The 3,674-nt window shown below is 68.0% G+C and carries 2 protein-coding genes and 2 pseudogenes; all 4 read right to left on the bottom strand.

Annotation, left to right across the window (positions count from 1 at the left end):
• Positions 1-492 (bottom strand): annotated as a pseudogene (locus VJS90_RS20710) (hypothetical protein); the annotation flags it as partial.
• 357 nt (positions 493-849) lie between these two features.
• Complete coding sequence (locus VJS90_RS20705; protein ID WP_324123498.1) at positions 850-1,794, bottom strand: D-isomer specific 2-hydroxyacid dehydrogenase family protein; 945 nt, start codon at positions 1,792-1,794, stop codon at positions 850-852.
• 74 nt (positions 1,795-1,868) lie between these two features.
• Entirely contained in the window at positions 1,869-3,488 is a 1,620-nt protein-coding gene (locus VJS90_RS20700) for a dipeptide ABC transporter ATP-binding protein (RefSeq protein WP_414704966.1), read from the bottom strand.
• Positions 3,485-3,674, bottom strand: a pseudogene (locus VJS90_RS20695) (ABC transporter permease); the annotation flags it as partial. The pseudogene VJS90_RS20695 and the gene VJS90_RS20700, both read right to left, overlap by 4 nt.

Below are 3,674 nucleotides of genomic sequence, written 5' to 3'. Positions count from 1 at the left end.
CTGGATATGCTCGACCCGCAGTCGTGCCAGCTCATCCCCGCGAAAACCACGCCAGAAGCCCAGCAGCAGCAAGGCCGCATCGCGCCGGGCGCGCATCAGTCCAGGCAGGTCGTTCTGCTCGCGGGCGGCCTGCGCCTCGCGCTCGAACCCCGCGACGGCGGTTTGCAGATGCTGCAGCAACAGCGGCGCGGCTTGCCTGGGCAATGCCGGGTGCAAGGTGCGGATGCCGCGTAGCACCTGGCGCACCAGCGGAGCCTTGGTCGGGTCGGGGAAACCCTGGCTGACATGCCACTGGCTCAGGCCTGCCAGACGTTGCTTGAGGGTGCTGACGGCATGCTGTTCGGCATGATCGGATAGGTAACGGGCCACGCTTTCGGCCGTTGCCGGCAGGAAGCCGCCCCAGTGCGTTTCGAAGTGCTCGACGGCGGCCTGGTAGCTGCGGCGGGTATTTTCGCGGGTAGCGGCTTTGACGTAGCGCTCGAGGGTGCTCATTGCGGGGTACCGGCGGGTGGGGCGGGTGTGGTTGGGGAGGATCTTAACCTAACTTGAAAGCACATACTGGCCCGCAGGGGGGGCGTGGGCCCTGAGTCCGGGTTGTGTCAGGGTGAACGAGGTGGCTGGTTTTACGACCGCTTCGCGGCCGATCGCGGGACAAGCCCGCTCCCACAGGTTGCTCGGCTTCGCCAGGCACGGCGGTCCACCATGAACTGCCCCAGTGGGAGCGCGCCTTGTGCCGCGATCGAGGGCGGAGCCCTCGCCGGGCCACATCGCTACTGCGTTATGCGATGTTGGCAGGGGACAAAGACAGTTGCCCACCGGTTGGCGGTCCATCCATACCGGCAGGCTGAATCAATACCCCCGTCGCGTATCCACCAGATTCTCCAGGGCCAGCCCTTCGCGGTAGCGGTGGAAGTTGGCGATGAAGGCCTCGAGGAAGGCCGGGTAGCCGTCCTCCGAGATCGCCGAGGTGTGCGGGGACAGGAACACCCGTGGGTGGTGATAGAGCGGATGCCCGTTGGGCAGCGGCTCCGGGTCGGTCACATCGAGGCTGGCACGGCCGATAACACCGCTATCCAGGGCCTCGAGCAGCGCTTGCTGATCGAGCAGCCCGCCGCGGGCGATATTGATCAGGTGCAGCCCGGGCTTGGCATTGGCCAGCACGTCCCGGTCGATCAGCCCGCGCGTGGCCGGTGTCAGCGGCGCGGCGACGACCAGGTGATCGCTTCCGGCAAACAGCTGGGCCAGGTCATCGACGCGCTCCACGCCGGGCACCTCAGCGATCGGCTGTCCCGGACGGCTCAGGGCCAGTACCCGCATGCCCAGCGCGGTCGCCTTGCGCGCCAGGCTCTGGCCGATGCTGCCAAAACCGAGAATCCCCAGGGTACGGCCGCGCACGGGGGCCAGCGGCGTCAGGCGCCAGTCGGCATCCTTCACCCATAGCCCAGGCAGCTGCTTGGCCGCGGAAAACACCAGGGCCAGCGCGAACTCGGCCACCTGTTCGGCATTGGCGCCCTTGCCGCTGGTCACCTGCGGCCCCTCGAACACCCAGTCAGGGTAGAAGTCGATGCCCGACGACAGCAGCTGCACCCAGCTCAGCCCCCACGGCCAGCCCGGTGGCGGCGCGTCGATGCGCTGCCCGCGTATGTTGATGGGGCGAACGATGAAGACGTCCGCCGAGACCTCCAGGGCCAGCTGACCAGGGGCGATGTCGATGATTTCGTGGTCCGCCAGTTGCTCGCGCAGGTACTGGTTGGCCTGCGGGTCGAGCTGGCTGGCGATGATCGAGTGACTCATGTGCGCATTCCTGTGTTTTCAACGTTGATTCGGGCTGTGTGTGTTCGTCTTTTTCCTGTCGGGTGGCGCTGCCTTCAGCCGCTTGCCACCTGCAATCGCGCACTGTCCAACGGCGCTCCGGCCAGCCCCGGCATGTCCGCCAGCAGCCGCCGGGTGTACTCGCTCGCCGGCCGCTCGAAGACCTGTTCGGTGGGACCTTGGTCCACCAGCCGCCCCTGGCTCATCACCAGCACCTGGTCACTGATGCCGCGCACCGTGGCCAGGTCGTGGGAGATGAATAGGTAGGTCAGGCCCAAGTCCTGCTGCAGGGTCTGCAACAGGTCCAGCACCTGCGCCTGCACCGGGGCGTCCAGTGCCGACAGCGGTTCGTCGAGCACCAGCAATCGCGGCTCGGCAGCCAGCGCGCGGGCGATCGCGACACGCTGGCGTTGTCCGCCAGACAGCTGGCCTGGACGGCGACGCAGCACCTCGCCGGGCAGACCGACGCGCTCCAGCAGCTCCGTTACCCGTCGGCGATCATCCCGCCGCTGGCCGATCGCGAACGCGCGCAGGGGCTCGCTGACGATTTCCAGCACGGTGTGCCGGGGATCAAGCGCCGCCCAAGGGTTCTGGTAGACCAGTTGCACCTGGCGTCGATAGGCATGCAGCTGCTTGCGTCCCGCGCCCAGGATCTGCTGGCCGTCGAACAGCACGCTGCCGGCGCTGGCCTTTTCCAGGGCGAGGATGATCCGGGCCGTGGTGGACTTGCCCGAGCCCGACTCGCCCACCAGGCTGGTGGTGCTGCCGCGGGGCAGGCTGAAACTGACATCGTCCACCGCCGCCGGCCCATGGCGGTTGAAGCGCCGCTGCAGGCCGCTGACCTGCAGCAAGGTTTCGCCCGCGACGCTGGTCGAGCGGATGCGACGGTGTTGCAGGCGTTTCAGGGGCGACGCCTGGAGCAGCTGGCGGGTATAAGGATGGTTTGGCGCATGCCACAGCTGGGCTGGCGTGCCACTTTCGAGCAGGCGGCCGTGGCGCATCACCAGGATGCGGTCGGCACGGTCCAGCGCCACGGCCAGGTCATGGGTGATCAGCAACAGGCTGCTGCCGCGCTCGCGCACCAGTTGCTGCAGGCGGTCGAGGATCTGCCGCTGGACGCTGACATCCAGCGCGCTGGTGGGCTCGTCCGCGATCAGCAGAGGCGGGTCGTTGGCCAGGGCGATGGCGATCAGCACCCGTTGGCACATGCCGCCGGACAGCTGATGTGGATAGCGTCCGAGCAACGCCTCGGGCTGCTTCAACCCCACCTGGTGCAGCAAGGCAAGTCCTCGTGCGCGGGCTTCATGGCGGTCCATGCCATGCACGGTCATGGCCTCGATCACCTGCGCGCCGATGGTCTTCACCGGGTCCAGCGAGGTGCCCGGGTCCTGGGGCACGAAGCCCACCAGGCGGCCCCTGCGCTCGCGCCAGTCACTTTCATCGAACCGCTCCAGAGCCTGGCCCTGCAGCCACAATTGCCCGTGCTGGCGGGCGCCGGGCGGCAACAGGCCCGCCAGGGCCGCGGCGGTGGTGGATTTGCCCGAGCCGGACTCACCCACCAGGCAGACGATCTCGCCGGCGGCGATCTCCAGGTCCAGCCCTTGCACCGCAGCCTGCGGGCTCCCGGGGTAGTGGACGCCAAACTGCTGGATACGGACCAATGGTGTGCTCATCATGCGTCTTCCTGAAGGCGTTGCAGGCCGCGGGCCAGTTGCTGGGTGGCGAGAACCACGGCCGCCACGACCAGCCCTGGCAGGGTGGTGTACCACCAGGCGACCACCATGTAGTTGCGTCCTTCGGCGATCAGCAGGCCCCATTCGGGCTGGGGTGGCGGCGCGCCGAAGCCGAGGAAGCTCAGCGCC

Origin of the sequence: Pseudomonas sp. (assembly GCF_035277045.1) — a bacterium.
Taxonomy (GTDB): domain Bacteria; phylum Pseudomonadota; class Gammaproteobacteria; order Pseudomonadales; family Pseudomonadaceae; genus Aquipseudomonas.
Note: the sequence above shows the minus strand (reverse complement) of the source record. Positions and strands in the feature narration are given on the sequence as shown.